The sequence below is a fragment of the Mycobacterium sp. RTGN4 genome (genome assembly GCF_033804635.1).
Classification (GTDB): Bacteria; Actinomycetota; Actinomycetes; order Mycobacteriales; family Mycobacteriaceae; genus Mycobacterium.
Genome location: NZ_JAPZLB010000004.1, coordinates 346,164 through 368,938 on the forward strand (window position 1 = coordinate 346,164; position 22,775 = coordinate 368,938).

At 65.4% G+C, this 22,775-nt stretch carries 20 protein-coding genes and 1 tRNA gene; 14 read left to right on the plus strand and 7 right to left on the minus strand.

The window, feature by feature from the left end:
* Positions 1–11 precede the first annotated feature (11 nt).
* The 5 genes from SLQ30_RS11515 (at position 12) to SLQ30_RS11535 (ending at position 4,854) form a co-directional block, all read left to right on the plus strand.
* Positions 12–1,268: an acyl-CoA dehydrogenase family protein gene (locus SLQ30_RS11515; RefSeq protein WP_319446396.1), complete on the plus strand. Its 1,257-nt coding sequence runs from the start codon at positions 12–14 to the stop codon at positions 1,266–1,268.
* Positions 1,269–1,295: 27 nt separating this feature from the next.
* A complete protein-coding gene (locus tag SLQ30_RS11520; protein WP_319446397.1) occupies positions 1,296–2,093 on the plus strand; it encodes an SDR family NAD(P)-dependent oxidoreductase in 798 nt (265 codons plus the stop codon).
* On the plus strand, positions 2,093–2,974 hold the full coding sequence (locus SLQ30_RS11525; RefSeq protein WP_319446398.1) for an ABC transporter permease: 882 nt from the start codon (positions 2,093–2,095) through the stop codon (positions 2,972–2,974). The genes SLQ30_RS11520 and SLQ30_RS11525 overlap by 1 nt, the downstream gene beginning before the upstream one ends.
* Before the next feature lie 68 nt (positions 2,975–3,042).
* Positions 3,043–3,741: an ABC transporter ATP-binding protein gene (locus tag SLQ30_RS11530; RefSeq protein ID WP_319446513.1), complete on the plus strand. Its 699-nt coding sequence runs from the start codon at positions 3,043–3,045 to the stop codon at positions 3,739–3,741.
* A gap of 48 nt (positions 3,742–3,789) precedes the next feature.
* Positions 3,790–4,854: an ABC transporter substrate-binding protein gene (locus SLQ30_RS11535; protein WP_319446399.1), complete on the plus strand. Its 1,065-nt coding sequence runs from the start codon at positions 3,790–3,792 to the stop codon at positions 4,852–4,854.
* Between the two features lie 276 nt (positions 4,855–5,130).
* Here SLQ30_RS11535 and SLQ30_RS11540 read toward each other — a convergent pair whose 3' ends face one another.
* Positions 5,131–6,783 (minus strand): rhodanese-like domain-containing protein, encoded by a 1,653-nt coding sequence (locus tag SLQ30_RS11540; RefSeq protein WP_319446400.1) that lies wholly within the window; start codon positions 6,781–6,783, stop codon positions 5,131–5,133.
* A 184-nt stretch (positions 6,784–6,967) separates the two neighbouring features.
* Between SLQ30_RS11540 and SLQ30_RS11545 the strand changes: the two genes are divergently transcribed.
* Together SLQ30_RS11545 and SLQ30_RS11550 are read left to right on the plus strand one after the other, a co-directional pair.
* Positions 6,968–7,717, plus strand: a complete 750-nt coding sequence (locus SLQ30_RS11545) for an ABC transporter ATP-binding protein (protein WP_319446401.1) — start codon at positions 6,968–6,970, stop codon at positions 7,715–7,717.
* Positions 7,710–8,528, plus strand: a complete 819-nt coding sequence (locus tag SLQ30_RS11550) for an ABC transporter permease (RefSeq protein WP_319446402.1) — start codon at positions 7,710–7,712, stop codon at positions 8,526–8,528. Before SLQ30_RS11545 ends, SLQ30_RS11550 begins: the two co-directional genes overlap by 8 nt.
* 1 nt (position 8,529) lies before the next feature.
* Here SLQ30_RS11550 and SLQ30_RS11555 read toward each other — a convergent pair whose 3' ends face one another.
* From SLQ30_RS11555 to SLQ30_RS11580, 6 genes are all read right to left on the minus strand, one after another.
* Positions 8,530–9,816 carry an NtaA/DmoA family FMN-dependent monooxygenase gene (locus SLQ30_RS11555; protein ID WP_319446403.1) on the minus strand — a complete coding sequence of 429 codons (1,287 nt, stop codon included), beginning with the start codon at positions 9,814–9,816 and terminating at the stop codon, positions 8,530–8,532.
* A gap of 16 nt (positions 9,817–9,832) precedes the next feature.
* Entirely contained in the window at positions 9,833–11,182 is a 1,350-nt protein-coding gene (locus SLQ30_RS11560) for an NtaA/DmoA family FMN-dependent monooxygenase (RefSeq protein ID WP_319446404.1), read from the minus strand.
* 173 nt (positions 11,183–11,355) lie between these two features.
* A tRNA-Val gene (locus SLQ30_RS11565) sits at positions 11,356–11,430 on the minus strand.
* 46 nt (positions 11,431–11,476) lie between these two features.
* Positions 11,477–11,941 carry a peroxiredoxin gene (locus tag SLQ30_RS11570; RefSeq protein ID WP_319446405.1) on the minus strand — a complete coding sequence of 155 codons (465 nt, stop codon included), beginning with the start codon at positions 11,939–11,941 and terminating at the stop codon, positions 11,477–11,479.
* A gap of 13 nt (positions 11,942–11,954) precedes the next feature.
* On the minus strand, positions 11,955–12,377 hold the full coding sequence (locus tag SLQ30_RS11575; RefSeq protein ID WP_319446406.1) for a DUF3052 domain-containing protein: 423 nt from the start codon (positions 12,375–12,377) through the stop codon (positions 11,955–11,957).
* A gap of 92 nt (positions 12,378–12,469) precedes the next feature.
* Positions 12,470–13,042 (minus strand): hypothetical protein, encoded by a 573-nt coding sequence (locus SLQ30_RS11580; protein WP_319446407.1) that lies wholly within the window; start codon positions 13,040–13,042, stop codon positions 12,470–12,472.
* Between the two features lie 163 nt (positions 13,043–13,205).
* Between SLQ30_RS11580 and aceE the strand changes: the two genes are divergently transcribed.
* The 7 genes from aceE to SLQ30_RS11615 all read left to right on the plus strand — a co-directional run bounded on the left by aceE (position 13,206) and on the right by SLQ30_RS11615 (position 22,767).
* A complete protein-coding gene (aceE, locus tag SLQ30_RS11585) occupies positions 13,206–15,995 on the plus strand; it encodes a pyruvate dehydrogenase (acetyl-transferring), homodimeric type (protein WP_319446408.1) in 2,790 nt (929 codons plus the stop codon).
* 50 nt (positions 15,996–16,045) lie between these two features.
* Positions 16,046–17,332, plus strand: coding sequence for a PucR family transcriptional regulator (locus SLQ30_RS11590; protein ID WP_319446409.1), 1,287 nt, complete (start codon positions 16,046–16,048; stop codon positions 17,330–17,332).
* A 126-nt stretch (positions 17,333–17,458) separates the two neighbouring features.
* Complete coding sequence (locus SLQ30_RS11595; RefSeq protein ID WP_319446410.1) at positions 17,459–18,403, plus strand: ACP S-malonyltransferase; 945 nt, start codon at positions 17,459–17,461, stop codon at positions 18,401–18,403.
* A gap of 71 nt (positions 18,404–18,474) precedes the next feature.
* A complete protein-coding gene (gene acpM, locus SLQ30_RS11600) occupies positions 18,475–18,768 on the plus strand; it encodes a meromycolate extension acyl carrier protein AcpM (RefSeq protein WP_319446411.1) in 294 nt (97 codons plus the stop codon).
* Positions 18,765–20,015, plus strand: a complete 1,251-nt coding sequence (kasA, locus tag SLQ30_RS11605) for a 3-oxoacyl-ACP synthase KasA (protein WP_319446412.1) — start codon at positions 18,765–18,767, stop codon at positions 20,013–20,015. Before acpM ends, kasA begins: the two co-directional genes overlap by 4 nt.
* 24 nt (positions 20,016–20,039) lie before the next feature.
* Complete coding sequence (gene kasB, locus SLQ30_RS11610) at positions 20,040–21,293, plus strand: 3-oxoacyl-ACP synthase KasB (RefSeq protein ID WP_319446413.1); 1,254 nt, start codon at positions 20,040–20,042, stop codon at positions 21,291–21,293.
* 52 nt (positions 21,294–21,345) lie between these two features.
* The gene (locus tag SLQ30_RS11615; RefSeq protein ID WP_319446414.1) at positions 21,346–22,767 is read left to right on the plus strand and encodes an acyl-CoA carboxylase subunit beta; all 1,422 of its coding nucleotides are present in this window, start codon (positions 21,346–21,348) and stop codon (positions 22,765–22,767) included.
* Positions 22,768–22,775: the final 8 nt, after the last annotated feature.

Below are 22,775 nucleotides of genomic sequence, written 5' to 3' on the forward strand. Positions count from 1 at the left end.
AGAGAGAAGCCATGACGCTCACCACAGCCGCCAGTGACGCCGAACTGGTCACCGAAACATCCACGGAAAAGCCGACTTTCGATGGGCCGGTTCGGTTCGGCTCGCCTGAGCTCGCCGAGTTGCTCGGCTACATCGACGCCGGGGTGGTCGACCGCGACCGGGACGACCGGCACCCCTTCGAGGAATTCGAGGTACTGCGGGCGGCCAAACTCGGCGCGTTGCGACTACCGGTCGATGCCGGCGGTGCGGGCGCCACCCTTACCCAGCTGTTCGACACCGTCGTCGCACTGGGTGAAGTGGATCCCAACGTTGCGCACAGCATCCGCAACCACTTCAACTTCACCGAAAGTCTGCTGCGCAATCCCGATGGCCCGGACGGCCACTGGCTGGACCTGGTCAGGCAAGGCAAGCTCTTCGGGCTGTCGTCGACCGAGCTGAGTCGTAAGCAGGCGGGCAGGCGCGACCAGGCGTTCGAAACGGCCGTCACCGACGGACCAGACGGCCTGCGGCTGTCCGGCGAAAAGTTCTACAGCACCGGCAACCTCTACGCCAACTATCTCGTCGTCGGAGCCACCGGACCCGATGGCAAGCCGGCACGGGTCATAGTGCCCAGCGACCGCGACGGTGTTGCCGTAGAACGGGACTGGGACGGCATCGGCCAGCGCTTCACGGGCAGCGGCACCACCCGCTTCGAACATGTCGCGGTATCGCGGGACGAATTCCTCAGCAATGGAGCCTATTACGGGGACTTGCCGTACTCGGCGACCTTCCCGCAGCTGTTTCTCACTGCCGTGATCGCCGGGATCCTGCGGCGGGTCACCCGGGACGCCGCTGAGTTGGTGCAAACCAAGAAGCGCACGTTCTACCACGCTGCCTCAGAGCGGCCCGTTGACGACCCGATCCTGCAACAGTCGGTGGGATTGCTGTCCAGCCAGGCATTCGCCGCCGAGGCACTGGTGGAATCCGCCGCGCGCGCCCTCGCTGATGCGTACGCCGCTCACGGCGCCCCGGAGGAGCCCGAGCTCTCGTTGCGGGCGGCATTACGGGCCGCCAAGGCCAAGGTTGTCACCGACGAGCTGGCCTTGCGGGCGGCGGGCGATCTGTTCGACGTCGGGGGCGGAACCGCGGCACGCCGCAGTTCACACCTCGACCGGCACTGGCGCAACATCCGCACGCTGGCCGCCCACAATCCGAAGACCTATAAAGCCAAGGCAATCGGTGCGCACGAACTCACCGGCGAACCGTTGCCCAACGGCGCGTTTTTCTGATCACTCACTAGATAGGGAGAGAATGACATGGATCTGCAACTGACCGGTAAGCGCGCCATCATCACCGGCGGCAGCAAGGGCATCGGCCTGGCCGTCGCGCATGCACTAGCCGCCGAAGGAGTGGACGTGGTGTTGGCCGCGCGCAACCAGGAGACTCTGGAGAAGGCCGCCGCCGAAGTCGCCGAACGCAGTGGCCGCCGCGCGATCCCCGTCGTGGCCGATACCGGTGACGACGAATCGGTCAAGGCGCTGGTGGCCCGGGCGGTCGAGGAACTCGGCGGTGTCGACATTCTGGTCAACAACGCGTCCAACCAGACCGTCGGCGCGGGCTTCCCCAGCCTGGCCGAGACCACTGACGAAGCCTTCTGGGCTGACGTCAACATCAAGGTCGTCGGCTACCTGCGTGCGGCGCGTGCCGTGGCGCCGCACCTGGTCGATCAGGGCTGGGGACGGATCATCAACGTCAGCGGGCTGGGTTACCGGCAGACACATTCGATTGTGCGCAGCGTCCGAAACGTCAGCGTGTCCGCGTTGACGAAAAACCTTGCCGACGAACTGGGTCCGCACGGCGTGAACGTCACCGTCGTGCATCCGGGCCAAACCCGCACCGAAACCAAGACGCCCCAATACCAGGCGGCGGCCGATGCGGCGGGTGTCGAGGTGGCGGAGTACGAGAAGGAGATCGCGAACAACGCCATCGGACGGGTGGTCGACGCGACCGAGGTGGCCGACGTCATCGCCTTCCTGGCTTCGCCGCGCAGCGTGAGCATTACCGGAGACGCGGTAGCGGCCGGCGGTGGCCTTCTGGGCACCGTGAATTACTAATGACTGTCATACCGCGCATCGAAGTCGCCGTGCCCCAGACCTCCCTGCGAGCGGGAGGCGAGGGCTTCGTCTCCTTGGAGATTGCCGAGCCGAGCCGACGCTGGGCGTGGGCGCGGCACGCCCGCAATGCCTCGCGCCTGGCTCTGCCGCTGGCACTGCTGGTGCTATGGCAGCTGTTGTGTAGCTCCGGCGCCATCCCACCGACCAAGTTGGATTCGCCAACGACCATCCTGAGCGCGTTGGTGGACCTGGCCCGAACCGGAATACTTCAGGAGAGCCTCGCGGTATCGCTGCACCGGGCCGCGGTGGGATTCTCGTACGGTGCGGCCATCGGACTGACGGCGGGACTCCTCGCCGGAATGTACGGCGCGGGTGAGCGGGCACTGGATGCGTTATTGCAGATGTTGCGTACCGTCCCGTTTCTGGCGCTGATCCCGCTCTTCGTGATCTGGTTCGGCGTCGGTGAGCAACCGAAGATCACGTTGATCGCCGTGGCGTGCATCTTCCCCATCTATCTGAACACCTTCGCCGGCGTGCGCAACGTCGATCCCAAGCTGGTCGAGGCAGCGTCGGTGTTCGGCCTCAGTAGGTGGGCGATCGCCTTGCGGATCGTCTTTCCGCTTGCGCTGCCGACGATTCTCATCGGTATCCGCTATTCCCTCGGGGTGTCACTGCTGGCGCTGGTCGCTGCCGAACAGGTGAATGCGAGTTCGGGGATTGGGTATCTCGCGTTGTCTCCACGCGCAGCACTGCGGACCGACATAGTGCTGGCCATCGTGGTCATCTACGCGATCCTCGGTCTCGGTGTGGACCTCCTGGTGCGGCTTGTCAAGCGAATCACCACCCCATGGCATCGAACTCTCGTGGAAGCGGGCGTGTAAGCGAGATGACGACACACTCCGTGATTGCCGCCCCCGGCAAGATCAGCGACCCGACGGGTACCGAAAAGATGGGTGCCGCGATTGATCTCGCTGGTGCCGAGAAGTCGTTCGGCTCCAGAGTCATCTTCGACGGCATCGACCTACGCGTGGCGCCGGGCGAATTCGTCGCACTGCTGGGGGCCTCGGGTTCGGGTAAGACGACGCTGCTGCGGGTGCTGCTTGGGCTGGAGCGACTCGACGGTGGCACCGGCCGGGTGGCGACACCGCGGTCGGTGGTTTTTCAGGAGCCAAGACTCGTTCCCTCCCAGAAGGTTTGGCGAAACGTCCTGCTCGGTGTCCCACGCGGTACTGCAGGCAAGTCGCGAGCACTCGCGGCCCTGGACGAGGTGGGCCTGCGCGATCATGCCAACGTCTGGCCGGCGACCCTCTCTGGCGGCGAGGCGCAGCGGGTTGCCTTGGCGCGAGCCTTGATCCGGGAGCCGCGCTTGCTCCTGCTCGACGAGCCTTTCGCCGCACTCGATGCACTTACCCGACTAAAGATGCAGGTACTGGTGAAGGAACTGTGCGACCGGCACCAGCCCGGAGTGCTGCTTGTGACACACGACGTCGACGAAGCCGTCCGACTGGCCGATCGCGTCCTGGTCCTCAAAGACGGTGCGCTGACGCTCGATATCGCGGTCAGCGCAGACCTCTCGCTGACCAGTCTGGAATCAGCCACGATCAGGGCCCGCCTCTTCGATGAGCTGGGCGTGCATACGCCGGCCTAATTTTCGACCCGACCGTCCTGCCAACCCATTGACCAGAATCGAGACGCCATGTCCAACGTCAGAACCCGCGCGCTCCTGGGTGTCCTCACACTCGGCGTAGCAATTGCCCTGAGTGCGTGCGCCGCAGACGAACCCACACGGCCCGCCGGCTCGGGCCTAGTCAACGGCATCGACGTCGGCGACGTGACCCTGCGCGTCGGGATCTTCACCGACCAGACCCGGGCACAGACTGAGTTGACCGACTACTTCAAGGACACGCCCTACAAAGTCGACTGGGCGCGACTCAACGGCGCGGGCCCGACGGTGCAGGCGTTGTACGGCAACGCGATCGATCTCAGCTTGGGGCTGAGCGATACCGCGACACCCAAGGCGGCCGCCGAAGCCAAGGAACCGTGGACCAAGGACAACGCCCCGTTCAAGATCGTCGCACTGCTGAAGCCCTACGCACCGGACAAGTACCCCAGCACGATCATTGCGGCCAACAAGTCCGCCGGCATCAATTCGCTGGCAGACCTGCGTGGCAAGTCCTACACCTACAACGAGGGCGGTAACGCCAACGCGTCGGCACTACTCGCGCTGTACAAAGCCGGCCTGACCAAGCAGGACGTCAAGGTTCAACTACTGCAAAGTGATTCGATAGCGTCGGCGATCATGAGCGGTGCGGTACAGGCGGGCGCTACCAGTGTCGGCAAGGTCGCGCCCGCACTGGCCGACGGTACGGTGAAGCAGATCGCCACCGCGGACCAGGTCGGCTTCCCCGACTACGTGTCAGTGACCGCCCGCACAGGGGCGCTGGCCGACCCGAAACTCGACGCCGCCATCGGCGACTTCATCAGCAGGGCGACCAAGTACCACAAGTGGTCCGCCGAGCATCCCGAAGAGGTCTCCAAGTCCTACCAGACCACCCAGCAGCTAACCGCCGAGCAGGGCCTGCAGGCAGCACACAGCGACGCCAAGCTGATCATCCCGGTCGGCCCGCAGGACCCTGGCACCAAGGTCGAGGATGACTTGGCCGACCTGTTGGTCAAGTCCGGCTTCCTGCTCAAACCGATTGATATCACGCAGTTTCTCGACGGCCGCTACTCAGCGCAGATCAACGCCGCCGGCGCTTGAGCGACTGCCACCCTCAGCCATTGGGCTCGATCGACGGGCGGGCTACAACGGTAGCGATGGCACGTCGGCGATAAGCCGGCGGGCGTATGTGCTTGTCGGCGAAGCGATGACGTCACGTGCGGGACCGTCCTCCACTCGGAATCCCTATGGCCCACTTGAGTTCGCCAGCCTTGCCGACGACGTTGCCACCGGAACCGCACGCGCTGACGAGAACCATCACGAACGCGGAGAGAATCGCGACCGCACAGGCTGCCGTGCGACGAGCGGCCGCTGCGGTTACGTGCGCCACGGTGCAAATTTCTTGAACGGCACCGTGTCGTCCTGGTCCAGCTCGGCGACCAGTCCGAGTTCCCAGCCCAGGTACCACCGGAACCCGGCCTTCCGCTGTTCCAGATCGGTTTCCCGCCAACCGGACCTGACCACGTCCTGGGGGTCGTGCAGCCAGTTCTCGGCACCGATTTCAGCGCCGGTCCCAGTGCTGGTTTCCAGGGCGTATCCGGCCTCCTGCCACGCCTGCGTGCCACCGTCGAGCACCTGCACCGGACGGGCGGTCACCCCGGCGAGTTCGGACGCGGCGAATCTCGCGAGCACCGAGTCCTCCGACGTCACGACGATCGGCCCGATGCCCGGGATATCGGCGGCAGACCTGGCCAGTCGGGAGCGGATCGCGAACAACGCGCCGGGAATGTGCCCCGCCCGGTAGGTCGGAGACGGCGCCAGGTCGAGGACGACGCGCTCAGCAGAGGCGGTGTCGACCTCGCCCGGTGTCACAACGGTGTATCCCTTTTGCGGGATATCGAATTCAACTGGCGAAGATCCGCTTTCAAGCTGCTCGCCGTCGAAGGCGTGCTCTAGCACGAAGACCTCACCCCATCCGATCTGCGTGATCCACGACGCCGCCACGGTTGCGCGCACGGTGTCGTTGTCGACGAGCACGATGCGGGCGTTGTGGGTGCCGACGTGACGGAACGTCCACGGCGCGACATCCCAGCTTGGCGCCGAGCGTGACCCGGCGAGATGGCCGGCCTCGAATTCCTGAGGGGTGCGCACATCGAGTACGTACAGCGAGCGGGTCCCCGACTCGTTGCGAAACTGCTCCAGCGTCGCCTTGTCGATGCGGGCGATCTCGAAGCGCTCCGCGAAGCGCGCGGCCGCGGCATGCGCGGCCTCCGATGCTTCGGCACCCGGCAGCGGGGCGGCGACCGATTTGCCGTGCACGAGTTCGTGGCCCTCGAGTACCCAGGACTGGGTGCCGCCTTCGAGCGAGACCACCCGGTTGGGCAGGCCGGCGTTGATCAGTACCTGGGCGCCAAGGATGCTGCGAGTGCGGCCTGCGCAGTTGACCACCACCAGCGAATCCGGTGACTTCACCACCTCGGCGGCCCGGTAGACCAGTTCAGCACCGGGGATGGAGGTGCCGCCCGGCAGGCTGTGGTTCTCGAACTCCCCGATCGGCCTGCTGTCGAGCAGCACAATGTCTTCGCCGGCCGCGATGCGTTCGCGATACTCCTCAACGGTGATATGCGGTGTGCCGTAGACGTGTTCGATCCATTCACCGAAGGCCTGCCCGATGACGTGGTCGCCTCCCGACTGCACCTTGTGACCGGCCTTGGCCCAGGCACGCAACCCGCCGTCGAGCACCCGCACGTCGGTGTAACCCAGTGCCACCAGGCGCGCCGCACCGCGCTCGGCCAGACCGTCGTCACCATTGCCGCCGTCATAGACGATCACTGGCGTGGAAAGCCGCGGGATGCGGGTGGGCAACCGTAATTCCAGGACGCTCAACGGAATCGACACCGCCAGCAGTATCGAACCCTCGGTGGCGGTCACTCCCGCTTCCCGGACGTCGACAAGCGCGTACTCCGTCCCGGACCCCACCAGCTGGTGAAGGGTGTCAGCGTTGACGGTGGCTGTCGCGATCGCGGTCATCGGCGTCCTCAGGTGTTCGGCGGCATCGGTTTGGAAGTGATAGCCAACGAGTCTGGATGGCAGCCCCGCTGCGAACAATCCGCTTCAGCTACGGGAATGCGGGACTCTGACTTAACTATTCGAGGCCCCCGACGAATTATGTTTACCCACACCGATTCGCACCGACCTGAGGAGTTTGCTTGCCGTGGCGCCACCTGCCCTGGAAGTCCGGCGGCTGCGCAAGACCTACGGTTCGGGCTTCACCGCGCTGCATGACCTCGATCTGGAGATTCCCGACGGCGCTTTCTTCGGGTTGCTCGGCCCCAACGGGGCGGGGAAGTCGACACTGATCTCGGCCACGTGCAATCTGCTCCGACAATCTGCAGGTGAGATCCGGATCTTCGGCCATCCGAATGACTCGCGTACCGGCCGGGCACTCGTCGGGTTGGCCGAACAAGAAGTCAACCTGGATCGTTTCCTGTCCAATGTCGAGATCTTGATCTACCACGCCGGCTACTACGGCGTGGGACATCGCGAGGCCACTCGCCGCGCCCACGACCTGCTCGCGCTGCTCGGACTTGCCGACAAGGCCCGGCTGCACCCCCATTCGCTCTCGGGTGGCATGCAACGCCGACTGCTGGTCGCGCGGGCCCTGATTCACCGCCCCCGGCTCTTGATTCTGGATGAGCCGACCGCGGGAGTGGACGTGGAGTTGCGGTCCGACCTGTGGGGTTACATGCGGGACCTGCACCGGATGGGCCACACGATCTTGCTCACCACGCACTATCTGGAGGAGGCCGAGGCGCTGTGCGACGAGGTTGCCCTGATCAAGGCGGGACGCTTGATTTCCCGCAACAGTGCCGTGGCGCTGCGGGCCGAGTTCGGTGCCACCGATCTCGCGCAGGTCTACAGCCGGGCCATGGCCGCTCCGCAGTTGGAGATCCACCATGACTGAAAACTGGCTGGCGTCAGCGCCACTGACTCCCTACGACCAGCCGTATCGCGCACAACGGCCGGCCTTCACGTGGCTATTGCAGCGGGAGATCGTGCGGTATCTCAAGAACTGGCACTTCACCGTGCTCGGGCAGATGCTGGCGGCACTGCTCTTCGTCTTCGTGTTCGGACTCGCGATCGGCGGCCGCATCCCCGGGGTACGCGGAATCCCCTACGCACAGTTCATCCTCCCGGGCCTTGTCGTGCTGTCGGTGATCACCGCCGGCTACATCCAGGGCAACGCATCGCTTTTCGAGGCGCGCAAAGACCGATTCATCAACGCCGTACTCGCCAGCCCATTGCGATGGTGGGAGATCAACCTCGCCCTGATCCTCGGTTCGATGGTTCGCGGGATGCTGATCTCGTCGGGCCTCCTGGTTATCGCGATTCCGCTGACAGACTCGCATATCGCCCGCCCGGCATACTTCGCTGCCTCATGGGGAGCGGTGCTGTTGCTCGCCGCCCAGGCCGGGATGCTCGCAGGCATGTATGCGAAGACCCAAGAGCACACCGCCGCAATTCAGGTGCTCGTCGTGCAGCCGCTGTGCTACCTGGGCGGTGTCTTCTACTCGATTCACGACCTGGGACCGGCGTGGCAGGCGCTCACTCACCTGAATCCAGTTTTCTATGCGGTTCAGGCCCTGCGGTACGGGATGCTCGGCGAGGCGGACATCCCGGCCTGGCTTGCGCTCCTCGCGGTCAGCGGGGCCGCGTTGGCGCTCACGGCATGGATGGCGGCGAAGTTCCGCTCAGGTGCCGAACTCAAGCCGTGATCTAGGCGAACGCCTGCCGCGACCCTGCTGCGCTGTACTCGCGCTTGTAGATTCCCTTGGCCTGCAACAGCGGAACGACGTGGTCAACGAAGTCGGTCAGCCCAGTCGGCGTGATGGCCGGGTTGATGTTGAACCCGTCGACCGCACCGGCGGTGAACCACTCCTCGATATCGTCGGCGACATGCTCGACGGAGCCGACGAACCGTAGGTGCCCGTTGCCCGAGTCGGTGACCCGCAGAATCTCCCGCAAGGTGGCGCCCGCATCGACGTGGCTGCGGACGATCTCGTGGAAGCTGCGCTCACCGGCGAGGCTTTCCACGGGTGGCAGCCGATGCTCGGGAAAGGGTTCGTCCAGTGCGACACCGGTCAGATCGACCTTCAGGCGTTCTTCGAGAATGCCGACAGACCGTTCCGGCGGGTTCAGTGCGCTGATCTCGTCATGCAATGCGTGCGCTTCGGCATCAGTGCTCGCGACGATCGGGATCAGCCCCGGAAGCACCTTCACCAATGGTCCGGAGCGGCCAAGCTGCTTCTGGGCACGGTGCAGGTCGTCGCGGAATGCCTTGGCGTCGGGGATGGTTCGCTGCGCCGTGTACACCGCATCGGCGTAGGCGGCCGCCAACCGACGGCCCGGTGCCGACGAACCGGACTGAAACACCAGCGGCCGGTCCTGAGGTGACCGCGGCACGTCCAGTGCGCCATGCACCGCGAAGTGCTTGCCGCGGTAGCCAATCGGTCTCACACTGCCGGGCTTTGATTGGACTCCCGCAGTCTTGTCGATGATCAACGCGTCGGCATCCCAGCTGTCCCACAATTGATACAGGATCTCCAGGAACTCATGCGCCCGCTCATACCTCAGGTCATGATCGGGTAGCTCGTCGTAGCCGAAATTCCTTGCCGCCTCCAGTGATCCGGACGTGACGATGTTGACGCCAGCCCGCCCGCCGCTGAGATGGTCGAGGGTGGCGATGCTGCGCGCGACGTTGTAGGGGTCGTTGAAGGACGAGGACAGCGTGGCTATCAAGCCGATGTGTGTGGTCGTCGGCGCCAGCGCCGACAGCAGCGCAACGGGTTCCAGCGGGGAGAAGAGTGTCGTCCAGTCGTTGCTCCTGGCTGCCGGAGTGTTCGCCACGAACAGCCCGTCGAACAAACCACGTTCTGAGATCCGCGCGTACTCCTGGTAATAGCTCAGGTCCAGGGCACGTTGCGGCGTGGCATCGGGATGTCGCCAACCGCCTTGCGTGAAACCGATGGCCCGGATCACCGAGTTGAGCACCAACTGGGACATGCGTAGTTCTCCTTGTTCAGGCCGGAATGGGAAGGCCGAGGTTTTCGCGGAACGTGCTGCCCTCGTACTCCCGCCGAAACAGGTCGCGGTCCTGCAGCCGGGGCACGACGTGTTCGACGAATCCGGCTGCGCCGTCAGCACCTTCGGTGAACCGCAACACGAAACCCTCCGCTGCGCCCTGGGTGAACCACAGTTCGAGCTCATCGGCGACCTGGGTGTAGCTGCCGGTGAAGCGGTAGTGGGCATGCCCCTGCCGGTGCTCGATGATCAACTCGCGCAACGTGCGTCCCTGCCGCGCCAGCCCGCGGTACAACTCGGTCCGGCTGCGACGGCGCTTCAGCGTCGCACTGTCTGGCAGCGCGTCGATCCGCTCGACGGGAATGGGCTCATCGAGGTCCAGATCGGACAGGTCGATACCCGTCGCGGTGTCCCGTTCTTTGGCCACGACGGCGCCGAACGCCAACGCCAGGCTGCGACGACCGGCCTCGAGGTCCAGTGCGTCGATGATCGCCCGCTCCCGCTCCTTCGCCTCGACTTCCGTCGGTGCGACGATGAGGAACACCCCGGGGAACACCAGTGGTTTGGCAGCCTCGCTACCGCGCGTTTCGGCGACCGCCGCGGCCAGCCGCGTGTTGAACCTGCGTGCGTGGTCGATGTCGGGCGACGCGGCGAAGATCGCCTCGGCGTACCGCGCCGCGAACTGCAGGCCCGTATCGGAAGCGCCTGCCTGGAACTGCACCGGCCAGCCCTGCGGCGACCGCGGCACACCGAGTGCTCCTTCGGCGGCCAGGAACTCACCGTGAAACGAGATCTGGTCGACCTTGGCTGCGTCGATCCGCGGTTTGCCTGCAGCGGTGGCGGTCACCGCATCCTTGCTCCATCCGCGCCACAAGCCCTGGACGATCTCCACGAACTCCGCCGCACGGCGGTAGCGGATGTCCTGATCGGGTAGCTCGGTGAGCCCGAACTGGCGCTCGCCGCCGAATGACGTCACCGCGTTCCAGCCGAGCCGTCCGCCGCTTAGCTGATCCAAAGTCTGGAACTGCCGTGCCAGTTGATACGGCACGTTGAAGGTGGTGGTGGCCGTCGACACCAATCCGATCCGACTGGTCACCGCGGCCAGAGCGCCCACCACCGCCGTCGCGTCTGCGTGCAGGTTCGTGTAGACCGAATCGGTTTCGTCGATGTCGAACAACACGGCGTCCGCCTCGAACACCGCGTCGAACTTGGCCTCCTCGAAAAGCCGGACGGCGGTGACCAGACCGTTGAGGTCGTATTTGCGTCGCACCGGGTCGGAATGCGTTGAGTAGCTCGGCGCCAACCCCAACCCTTCCACGGCCAGCTTGAGCTTCCTGCGCTTACCCATTGGGTGAGCGTCGGCCCATCGGCGTCGCTCAACAAGGCCGGGCCGCTACCAGAAACCTTCAGCGTTACTTAACTGCTGGCGCGCACGCTTACGTTGAGGTCCCACGGCTTCACCGACTTCATCGGCGAGCATCGCGCTGAATTCCTGCGCACGCGCCTGACCTGCAAGAACATTGGTGGGCGCGGAGGGGATCGAACCCACGACCGCTGGTGTGTAAAACCAGAGCTCTACCACTGAGCTACACGCCCGTGCCTGGGCAGGCTACACGGCGCCGCCGCCCGACATGAAATCCATTCAGCCGGTGGGCAGGCCATCCAGCGCGGCGGTCCATACCGCCTGATCGCGCGCTTCGCCGGGCGCCTTCATCTCGGCGAACCGAATGATCCCCGACCGGTCGACCAGGAACGTGCCACGATTCGCGAATCCCGTGTCGGCGTTGAACACGCCGTAGGCCTGGGCCACCCCGCCGTGGGGCCAGAAGTCGGCGAGCACGGGGAACGTGAACCGGCTCTGCGTGGCCCAGACCTTGTGGGTCGGCGGCGGGCCCACCGAAATGGCCAACGTCGCAGTGCCGTCGTTGACGTACGTGGACAGGTTGTCCCTGATCCCGTCGAGCTCGCCCTGACAGATGCCGGTGAACGCCAAGGGGAAGAACACTAGCAGCACGTTCTTGGCACCACGAAACGAACTCAACGTGACGGGCTGGCCATTCTGGTCCTTCAACGTGAAATCCGGTGCCTCCGTGCCTACTTCAAGCACTACAGCGCCGTCACTAGTGCCGGCCCGCAGCCTTCGACTTCGGTTGCACGAGCCTGCTCGCGATCCAGTCGCCGAGATTGGCCGACGACGTCTGCATCAGACCCGCCGTCGGCGCCGATTCGGCGATGTCCGCTGGCAACACGTGACCTGGCTGCCCTGTCTTGGGCGTCACCACCCAGATCACGCCGTCCTCGGCCAAAGGCGTGATGGCGTCCATCAGCCGGTCCACCAGGTCCCCATCTTCGTCGCGCCACCACAGCAGCACGACGTCGATGACTTCCTCGGTGTCCTCGTCGAGTAGTTCGCCGCCAGCGGCGTCCTCGATGTCGGCCCGGATGTCGTCGTCGGTGTCCTCGTCCCAGCCCAACTCCTGGACGAGCTGATTCTGTTGAATGCCCAACTTTCGGGCGTAGTTCGGCGAGTCCGCCGCAACCACCTTTTCCTCCTCATCGCCTGCTTCTGGAATATCGATTGACGTTCATCGTCGCACGTCGACGCGATCAAGCCGACGCGTGGCACGCAGGTTGCTCAATATGCTGCGTCGCACAGGTCCAAAGCCGCCTTCTTCGCAGCGTTGAACTGGTCGATCGCAGCGTTGAACTCGGACATGCCAGCGGAGCGCGAAATCGAGCCCGCGACGTTCTTGGAAGCGTCCGCCCACGCCCTCAGCGCGTTCGCCAGCTCGGGTGACAACGGGTCCGACAGACTGCCCAGCACCAGGTCAGCGCCTCGGTTGAGCGTGTCGACCGCAGGCCCCGCCTTCGCCTTGCCATCCCCGGAGCCGTTGTTCACCGCACGCACGAATGTGTTCACCGCATCGACCGAGTCGACACTGCTGTGGCTCAACAAGTCGCAAGAGTTGTGCACGGCCTGTTTGGTGAGCGACGTCTGACGCGCGGACTCGCTTGCCTGCGACCGAGACGACGACGCCTCGATCGACGCGGAGACCGACGCGCGGTAGTTCTGCGCGGCAGAGCCGTCGACCTTGGCCGAGCCGTGAGTCGTGACCTGACACCCGACGACGATCATTGCCAGCGCGGCGAGGATCCCCAGCACGCGCCCGGCGGCTCTGAGTTGGCCGCCCCACTGCCCCCTTGTCACAGTCAACAGACGCTACCAACTCGACGATTGGACCGCCGGATCATCGCCGTAGGCCGACCCCAACCGAACATGTACGGCACGATGGGGGGACGATGCACTTACCCATGGGCATCGACACGACGGGGCCACAAGCACCCGATTCCGCCAACCGAGGAGTAGTGCGTTGACTACCGAGTTCGCACGCCAAGACCTGGCCCAAAACTCAGGCACCGCAGGCGAACCCGACCGGGTTCGGGTGATCCGCGAGGGTGTTGCCTCCTACCTGCCCGACATCGATCCCGAAGAGACCAGCGAGTGGCTGGAGTCCTTCGATGACCTACTCGATCGTTCCGGGGCGGCCCGTGCGCGTTATCTGATGTTGCGTCTGCTGGAGCGCTCCCGGGAGAAGCGGGTCGCCATCCCAGCCCTGACGTCGACGGACTACGTCAACACGATTCCGACCGAACTCGAACCCTGGTTTCCCGGTGACGAGGACGTCGAACGGCGCTACCGCGCGTGGATCCGATGGAACGCCGCGATCATGGTGCACCGTGCGCAGCGTCCGGGAGTTGGTGTGGGCGGCCATATCTCGACCTACGCCTCCTCGGCGGCACTGTACGAGGTCGGCTTCAACCACTTCTTCCGCGGCAAGTCCCACCCCAGCGGCGGCGACCAGGTGTTCATCCAGGGCCACGCCTCGCCGGGCATCTATGCGCGCGCGTTCCTCGAGGGTCGGCTCACTGCCGACAAGCTCGATGGCTTCCGTCAGGAGCACAGCCATCCCGGTGGCGGCATCCCGTCCTACCCACACCCTCGGCTGATGCCCGACTTCTGGGAGTTCCCGACGGTGTCCATGGGACTCGGCCCGATGAACGCCATCTACCAGGCCAGGTTCAACCACTACCTGGCAGACCGCGGCCTCAAGGACACCTCGGATCAGCACGTATGGGCGTTCCTCGGCGACGGCGAGATGGACGAACCGGAGAGCCGCGGGTTGATCCAGGTGGCCGCCAACGAGGCGTTGGACAACCTGACGTTCGTCGTGAACTGCAACCTTCAGCGGCTCGACGGCCCGGTGCGCGGCAACGGCAAGATCATCCAGGAACTGGAGTCGTTCTTCCGCGGCGCGGGCTGGAACGTCATCAAGGTGGTCTGGGGTCGTGAGTGGGATGCGCTGCTGCAGGCCGATCGCGATGGCGCCCTGGTCAATTTGATGAATACCACCCCAGACGGTGACTACCAGACGTACAAGGCCAACGACGGCGGCTACGTGCGCGACCACTTCTTCGGCCGCGACCCGCGGACCAAGGCTCTGGTCGAGCCGATGACCGACCAGGAGATCTGGAACCTCAAACGCGGCGGCCACGACTACCGGAAGGTCTATGCGGCGTACCGCGCGGCCGTGGAGCACAAGGGGCAGCCCACGATCATCCTCGCCAAGACCATCAAGGGCTACACATTGGGCCACCACTTCGAGGGCCGCAACGCCACCCATCAGATGAAAAAGCTTGCGCTGGACGACCTCAAGGGCTTCCGGGACGCCACTCGCGTTCCGGTTACCGACGCCCAACTCGAAGAGAACCCGTACCTTCCGCCGTACTACCACCCCGGCCCGGATGCGCCCGAGATCCGATACATGCTGGACCGTCGGCGCACCCTCGGGGGCTTCCTGCCCGAGCGCCGCACCAAGGCCAGGGCACTGGCCTTGCCCAGTCGCGATACCTACAAGGCGTTGAAGAAGGGCTCCGGTACCCAGGCCGTTGCCACCACCATGGCCACTGTCCGCACCTTCAAGGAACTGTTGCGCGACACGACGATTGGCCCTCGCATCGTGCCGATCATTCCCGACGAGGCCCGCACCTTCGGCATGGATTCGTGGTTCCCGAGCCTCAAGATCTACAACCGCAACGGGCAGCTGTACACCGCCGTCGACGCCGGCCTGATGCTGGCCTACAAGGAAAGCGAAATCGGCCAGATCCTGCACGAGGGCATCAACGAAGCGGGCTCGACGGCATCGTTCACGGCCGTCGGCACCTCATATGCCACGCACAACGAGCCGATGATCCCGATCTACATCTTCTATTCGATGTTCGGGTTCCAACGCACCGGCGACGGACTGTGGGCCGCAGCCGATCAGATGGCGCGCGGGTTCGTGCTCGGAGCAACGGCGGGCCGCACGACGCTGACCGGGGAGGGGCTGCAGCACGCCGACGGGCACTCGCTGCTGCTGGCTTCGACCAATCCGGCGGCCGTCACGTACGACCCGGCCTTCGCGTTCGAGATCGCCTACATCATCGAGAGCGGGCTGTCGCGGATGTTCGGCGAGCAGCCCGAGAACGTCTTCTTCTACATCACGATCTACAACGAGCCATACGTGCAGCCACCCGAGCCGGAGAACTTCGACCCAGAAGGTCTGCTGCGCGGTATCTATCGCTACCGTGCGGCCACGGAGAAGTGCACCAGCGTCGCGCAAATCCTGGCCTCCGGGGTGGCGATGCCCGAAGCCCTACGCGCCGCCGACCTGCTGTCGGCCGAGTGGGACGTGGCGGCCGACGTGTGGTCGGTGACGAGTTGGGGTGAGCTCAATCGCGACGGCGTCGCGTGCGACAAGGCCCGGCTACGTCACCCCGACCAGCCCGCGGGCGTCCCCTACGTCACGAAGGCGCTCGGCGACACCGCGGGCCCTGCCGTCGCCGTGTCGGACTGGATGCGTGCGGTGGCCGAGCAGATCCGGCCGTGGGTGCCCAACACCTACGTCACGCTCGGCACCGACGGCTTCGGCTTCTCCGACACGCGTCCGGCCGCCCGCCGGTACTTCAACACCGATGCCGAATCGGTCGTCGTGGCGGTGTTGGAGGCGCTGGCGCGCGATGGCGAGATCGATCCTTCAGTGGCCGTGGCGGCGGCCAAGCAGTACCAGATCGATGACGTCATGGCCGCGAAGGTTTCCTTCGCGGACACGGGCAGCGCCTGAGCCCGCGCCGGTTGGAGGAATCCACCAGAATCATGGCGTAGGTTTTAGGGGTGACTGACAACCCGACCGAGAGCGCGCGCACGCCGCTCGAATTGCTGGATTCCGTTCCGGAATCCTTGCTACGCCGGGTCAAGCAGTATTCCGGGCGGCTGGCGACCGAGGCCGTCCACGTGATGGGTGACCGGCTGCCGTTCTTCGCCGAGCTCGAGGCCTCGCAGCGCGCAAGCGTTCAACTCGTCGTGCAGACGGCGTTGGTGAACTTCGCGGAGTGGATGCGTGATCCGCGCGGCGACGTGGGCTACACCGCCGAGGCCTTCGCGCTGGTCCCGCAGGAGTTGACCCGGCGCATCGCACTGCGGCAGACCGTCGACATGGTGCGGGTGACGATGGAGCACTTCGAAGAGGCCGTGCCGATGCTGGCCCGCAACGACGAGCAGATGACGGCGCTGACCGTCGGCATCCTGCGCTACAGCCGCAACCTCGCGTTTGCGGCGGCCTCGGGATACGCGGACGCGGCCGAGGCCCGCGGCGCATGGGATACCCGAATGGAAGCCAACGTGGTCGACGCCGTCGTCCGCGGCGACGTCGGTCCAGAACTTCAGTCCCAGGCGGCCGCCTTGAACTGGGACGCCACCCTTTCCGCGACGGTGATCGTCGGATTGCCCCAGCCGGATCGCCTCGACTTCACCAGCGAGGACGTGCACGCGATCGTCAATCGCCACGGCCGCGCCGCGCTGACCGACGTGCACGGCACCTGGTTGGTGGCAATCGTGTCGGGCCAGCTATCCCCCACGGATCGTTTCCTCGCCGAATTGCTCGACGTCTTCGCGGACGGGCCGATCGTGATCGGACCGGTGGCGTCGTCACTGTCGGCAGCGCATTACAGCGCGACCGAGGCGATCGCTGGCATGAATGCGGTCGCTGGCTGGAGCGGCGCGCCGCGACCCGTACCTGCGCGGGAACTCCTTCCCGAACGTGCCCTGCTGGGCGACTCCACGGCACTCGCCGCCCTGGAGGTCGAAGTCATGCGCCCACTCGCGGAGGCCGGACCGGCTCTCGCCGAGACACTGGATGCCTATCTGGACTCCGGGGGCGCCATCGAGGCGTGCGCGCGCAAATTGTTCGTTCATCCAAATACGGTCCGCTACCGCCTCAAACGGATCACCGATTTCACCGGGCGCGATCCCACCGTCCCGCGCGACGCGTACGTGCTGCGAGTGGCAACCACGGTGGGCCGATTGGGCCGACACGGTTCGCAGTCCAACACGCCAAATGGCAATGTGGCCCAAGTAACACGCTCCGCGACCCGGGCTTTTGGCACTGCACAGCTCGGCTGAAGGTCGCGTTCAGGTGTCGGGGACGTCCCATCACGTGCCGTTTTGTGGACTCCCTACAAAAACATAAGACCAGGTTCATAATCTCTTACACCGCGCAAAACCACTTTCACAGTGTTCTCTTAATCCGTGCCTGAAAACACGCTTGCCTTGCTTGCGCCCGGACAGGGCTCTCAGACCCCCGGTATGCTCGCCCCGTGGCTTGAGCTGCCCGGGGCCGATGCAGCTGTCGCCGCGTGGTCGGAGGCCATCGGTCTGGATCTGGCCCGTTTGGGCACGACGGCGAGCGCCGAGGAGATCACCGACACGGCGGTCACACAGCCACTGGTCGTCGCCGCCACGCTTCTTGCCCATCAGGAGCTGACCAAGCGCGGCCTGCTGGCTGGGGGCCCAGACCAGCGAGAAATAATCGTCGCGGGCCACTCCGTCGGAGAACTCGCGGCCTACGCGATCGCCGGTGTCATCTCGGCCGACGACGCCGTCTCGCTGGCCGCCACCCGCGGATCCGAGATGGCCAAGGCGTGCGCGATCGAGCCGACCGGCATGTCTGCGGTGCTCGGCGGCGACGAAGCTGAGGTGCTCGGGCGGCTCGAGGCACTCGACCTGGTGCCGGCCAATCGCAATGCCGCGGGACAGATCGTGGCCGCTGGCGCGTTGTCCGCCCTCGACAAGCTCGCCGAGGATCCACCCGCCAAGGCCCGCGTCCGCGCACTGGCCACCGCAGGCGCCTTCCACACCCGGTACATGGCCTCCGCGCTGGCCGCATACGCAGCCGCCGCCGAGGGCATCGCCACCGACGCGCCGCGCACCGTGCTGCTGTCCAACTCCGACGGACAGGCCGTGTCATCGGCCGCCGACGCGATGAGCAAGTTGGTGGCGCAGATGACCAAGCCCGTGCGCTGGGATCTGTGTACCGACACGATCCGAACGCGCTTCGAAAAGGCAGAAGTCGCCGCGATCATCGAGTTCCCGCCGGCGGGAACGCTCGTCGGAATTGCGAAACGTGAACTTCGGGGCGTGCCGACGTACGCCGTCAAGACCCCCGCAGACCTGGACGGGCTCGCCGAGCTCTAACCAGAACAACCGCACAACTAGAAGGCGCTCCACTCGGGAGCGCCGGACCACGAAAGATAGAAGGAGCCACAATGGGCGCCAGTCAGCAGGAAATCATCTCCGGTCTCGCCGAGATCATCGAAGAGGTCACCGGCATCGAGCCCTCCGAGGTCACCCCGGAGAAGTCGTTCGTCGACGACCTGGACATCGACTCGCTGTCGATGGTCGAGATCGCCGTGCAGACCGAGGACAAGTACGGCGTGAAGATCCCCGACGAGGACCTCGCCGGTCTGCGCACCGTTGGTGACGTCGTCTCCTACATCCAGAAGCTCGAGGAAGAGAACCCCGAGGCCGCCGCAGCGCTGCGCGATAAGTTCGCACAGTGACCCGTCCTTCCACTGCTAATGGCGGTTTCCCCAGCGTGGTGGTGACTGCCATCGAGGCGACTACTTCTATTGCACCGGACATCGAGAGCACGTGGAAGGGCTTGTTGGCCGGCGAAAGCGGCATCCGCGTACTCGATGACCCATTCGTCGATAAGTGGGACCTACAGGTCAAGATCGGCGGGCACCTCAAAGAGGCCCTCGACCCACAGATGACTCGGCTCGAATTGCGTCGCATGTCCTACGTCCAACGGATGTCGAAGTACGTCGGCAACCGGTTGTGGGACTCCGCGGGTAGGCCCGAGGTCGATCCCGACCGTTTCTCGGTCGTGATCGGCACGGGCCTCGGCGGCGGCGAGAAGATCGTCGAGATGTACGACGCGATGAACGAGGGTGGCCCCCGCAAGGTCTCGCCACTCGCCGTTCAGATGGTCATGCCAAACGGTGCGGCCGCGGTGGTGGGCCTCGAACTGGGGGCGCGCGCCGGGGTCATCACTCCGGTCTCGGCATGTTCGTCGGGTTCGGAGGCCATCGCCCACGCGTGGCGTCAGATCGTCATGGGTGACGCCGACATCGCCGTCTGCGGTGGTGTGGAAGGCATGATCGAAGCGCTGCCGATCGCGGCGTTCTCGATGATGCGGGCCATGTCGACCAGAAACGACGACCCCGAGGGGGCGTCGCGACCGTTCGACAAGAACCGCGATGGCTTCGTCTTCGGCGAGGCCGGGGCGATGATGATCATCGAACTCGAGGAGCACGCCAAGGCTCGCGGCGCCACGCCGCTGGCCCGGGTCATGGGTGCAGGCATCTCGTCGGACGCGTACCACATGGTGGCGCCCGCACCGGACGGTCTGCGTGCAGGGCACGCAATGAAGCGCGCCATGGAGACGGCGGGGTTGTCGCCGGCGGACATCAACCACGTCAACGCACACGCAACCTCCACGTCGATCGGTGACGTGGCGGAGGCGAACGCCATCCGGAACGCAGGCGTCGAACACGCCGCGGTCTACGCGCCGAAGTCGGCGCTGGGCCACTCCATCGGTGCCGTCGGCGCCCTGGAGTCGATCCTGACGGTGCTGGCGCTTCGTGACGGCGTCATCCCGCCGACGCTCAACTACGAGACACCCGATCCCGAGATCGATCTCGATGTCGTAGCGGGTGAGCCTCGATACGGCGACTACCAGTACGCCATCAACAACTCGTTCGGCTTCGGGGGTCACAATGTCGCTCTGGCCTTCGGTCGCTACTAGGCGAACGAGACGTTCGGAGCATTAATGGCAGGGTTGTCCACTGGGAACGGTTTCCCCAACGTTGTCGTCACCGGTTATGCGATGACGACAGCGTTGGCCACCGATGCGGACAGCACCTGGAAGGCCTTGCTCGACGGTCAAAGCGGCATTCGCACCCTGGATGACTACTTCGTCGAGCTCTACGACCTTCCGGTGACGATCGGCGGCCATCTGCTGGAGGACTTCGACGGCGAGTTGACGCGGGTCGAACTGCGTCAACTCTCGTACCTCCAGAAGATGTCCACGATCATCAGCAGGCGGGCGTGGGCGCACGCGGGCTCGCCCGAGGTCGACACCAAGCGATTGATGGTGTCGATCGGCACGGGTATGGGCTCCAGCGAGGAATTGCTGTACGCCTACGACGATCTGCGGGGAAAGGGCATGAAGGCCGTCTCTCCGCTGGCCGTGCAGAAGTACATGCCGAACTCGCCCGCAGCCGCGGTGGCGCTGGAGCGTAAGGCCAAAGCCGGTGTGGTCACTCCGATCTCGGCGTGCGCATCGGGTTCGGAGGCGATCGCGAACGCATGGCGCAACATCGTGCTCGGCGAGGCCGACATGGCGATCTGCGGTGGCGTCGAGACCAGGATCGAGGCGGTGCCGATCGCGGGGTTCGCACAGATGCGAATCGTGTTGTCCACCACCAACGACGACCCGGCGGGCGCTTGCAGGCCATTCGACAAGGACCGCAACGGTTTCGTGTTCGGTGAAGGCGCAGCGCTGATGATCATCGAGACCGAGGAACACGCCAAGGCCCGTGGCGCCAACATCCTGGCGCGCCTGATGGGGGCCGCCGTCACGTCCGACGGCTACCACATCGTGGCGCCCGATCCCACCGGGGATCAGGCTGGACACGCGATCACCCGCGCGATCCAGTTGGCCGGGCTCACCCCCGGCGACATCGACCACGTCAACGCGCACGCAACCGGAACCTCGGTCGGCGACGTGGCCGAGGGCAAGGCCATCAACAATGCCCTCGGCAGCAACAAGCCGGCGGTTTACGCACCGAAGTCGGCACTTGGCCACTCCGTCGGAGCAGTCGGAGCGGTGGAATCCATACTGACCGTGATGGCGTTGCGGGACGGAGTAGTTCCGCCGACGCTCAACCTGCGCAACCTCGATCCAGAGATCGATCTGGACGTGGTCGCAGGGGAACCGCGGACGGGCAACTACCAATATGCAGTGAACAATTCGTTCGGATTCGGCGGGCACAACGTCGCTCTCGCCTTTGGCAGATACTAACCACAATCGCACGATACGCAGCGAAACGCATTGAGCCGCTTAGGAGATTGAGATGACGACCATGGCCCCCGATACAGTCGACGAATCACTGGATCCGCGCGATCCGCTCCTACGTCTGTCCACCTTCTTCGATGATGGCACCGTCGAGTTGCTGCACGAGCGGGACAAGTCCGGCGTGCTGGCAGGCGCCGGCACCGTCAACGGCGTTCGCACGGTCGCCTTCTGCACCGACGGCACCGTCATGGGCGGCGCGATGGGCGTGGACGGCTGCAAGCACATCGTCGACGCCTACGACACCGCCATCGAGGAGCAGAGCCCAATCATCGGCATCTGGCACTCGGGTGGCGCCCGGTTGGCCGAAGGCGTAAAGGCCTTGCATGCAGTCGGACTCGTCTTCGAGGCGATGATCCGCGCATCCGGCTACGTCCCACAGATCTCCATCGTGGTCGGCTTCGCCGCCGGCGGCGCGGCGTATGGCCCCGCGCTGACCGACGTCGTCATCATGGCGCCCGAGGGCCGCGTATTCGTCACCGGCCCCGACGTGGTGCGCAGCGTCACCGGTGAGGACGTCGACATGGCCAGCCTCGGCGGCCCCGACACCCACCACAAGAAGTCCGGCGTGTGCCACATCGTGGCCGACGACGAACTCGACGCCTACGAGCGCGGGCGTCGCCTGGTCGGATTGTTCTGCCAGCAGGGTCATTTCGACCGGACCAAGGCAGAAGCCGGCGACACGGACCTGACTGCGCTGCTGCCCGACTCGGCTCGGCGCGCATACGACGTGCACCCGTTGGTCAACGCGCTGCTGGACGCCGATGCCCCCTTCGAAGAATTCCAGGCCAAGTGGGCCCCGTCGATGGTGGTCGGACTCGGCCGGCTGGCGGGCCGCAGCGTCGGCGTGCTTGCCAACAACCCGTTGCGCCTTGGCGGCTGCCTGAACTCCGAGAGTGCCGAGAAGGCAGCGCGTTTCGTGCGACTGTGCGACGCCTTCGGCATTCCGATCGTCGTCGTGGTCGACGTTCCGGGTTACCTGCCCGGCGTCGACCAGGAGTGGGGCGGCGTGGTGCGCCGCGGCGCGAAGCTGCTGCACGCGTTCGGCGAGGCCACCGTCCCGCGCGTCACGCTGGTCACCCGCAAGATTTACGGCGGTGCCTACATCGCGATGAACTCCCGCTCGCTGGGCGCCACCAAGGTGTTCGCGTGGCCGGACGCTGAGGTTGCCGTCATGGGCGCCAAGGCCGCGGTCGGCATCCTGCACAAGCGCAAGCTTGCGGCCGCCGCCCCTGAGGACCGCGAGGCGCTGCACGAGGAACTGGCCGCCGAGCACGAGCGGATCGCAGGCGGCGTGGACAGCGCCATCGAAATCGGCGTCGTCGACGAGAAGATCGACCCGTCGCACACCCGCAGCAGGGTCACCCAGGCGCTCGCCGAGGCACCCGCCCGGCGCGGTCGCCACAAGAACATCCCGCTGTAGATTTGCAC

Excerpts from the sequence above, each read along its gene's own strand:
- SLQ30_RS11515 (WP_319446396.1), top strand. The coding sequence starts at position 12 with ATGACGCTCACCACAGCCGCCAGTGACGCCGAACTGGTCACCGAAACA.
- SLQ30_RS11520 (WP_319446397.1), top strand. The coding sequence starts at position 1,296 with ATGGATCTGCAACTGACCGGTAAGCGCGCCATCATCACCGGCGGCAGC.
- SLQ30_RS11525 (WP_319446398.1), top strand. The coding sequence starts at position 2,093 with ATGACTGTCATACCGCGCATCGAAGTCGCCGTGCCCCAGACCTCCCTG.
- SLQ30_RS11530 (WP_319446513.1), top strand. The coding sequence starts at position 3,043 with ATGGGTGCCGCGATTGATCTCGCTGGTGCCGAGAAGTCGTTCGGCTCC.
- SLQ30_RS11535 (WP_319446399.1), top strand. The coding sequence starts at position 3,790 with ATGTCCAACGTCAGAACCCGCGCGCTCCTGGGTGTCCTCACACTCGGC.
- SLQ30_RS11540 (WP_319446400.1), bottom strand. The coding sequence starts at position 6,783 with ATGACCGCGATCGCGACAGCCACCGTCAACGCTGACACCCTTCACCAG.
- SLQ30_RS11550 (WP_319446402.1), top strand. The coding sequence starts at position 7,710 with ATGACTGAAAACTGGCTGGCGTCAGCGCCACTGACTCCCTACGACCAG.
- SLQ30_RS11555 (WP_319446403.1), bottom strand. The coding sequence starts at position 9,816 with ATGTCCCAGTTGGTGCTCAACTCGGTGATCCGGGCCATCGGTTTCACG.
- SLQ30_RS11560 (WP_319446404.1), bottom strand. The coding sequence starts at position 11,182 with ATGGGTAAGCGCAGGAAGCTCAAGCTGGCCGTGGAAGGGTTGGGGTTG.
- acpM (WP_319446411.1), top strand. The coding sequence starts at position 18,475 with ATGGGCGCCAGTCAGCAGGAAATCATCTCCGGTCTCGCCGAGATCATC.
- kasB (WP_319446413.1), top strand. The coding sequence starts at position 20,040 with ATGGCAGGGTTGTCCACTGGGAACGGTTTCCCCAACGTTGTCGTCACC.
- SLQ30_RS11615 (WP_319446414.1), top strand. The coding sequence starts at position 21,346 with ATGACGACCATGGCCCCCGATACAGTCGACGAATCACTGGATCCGCGC.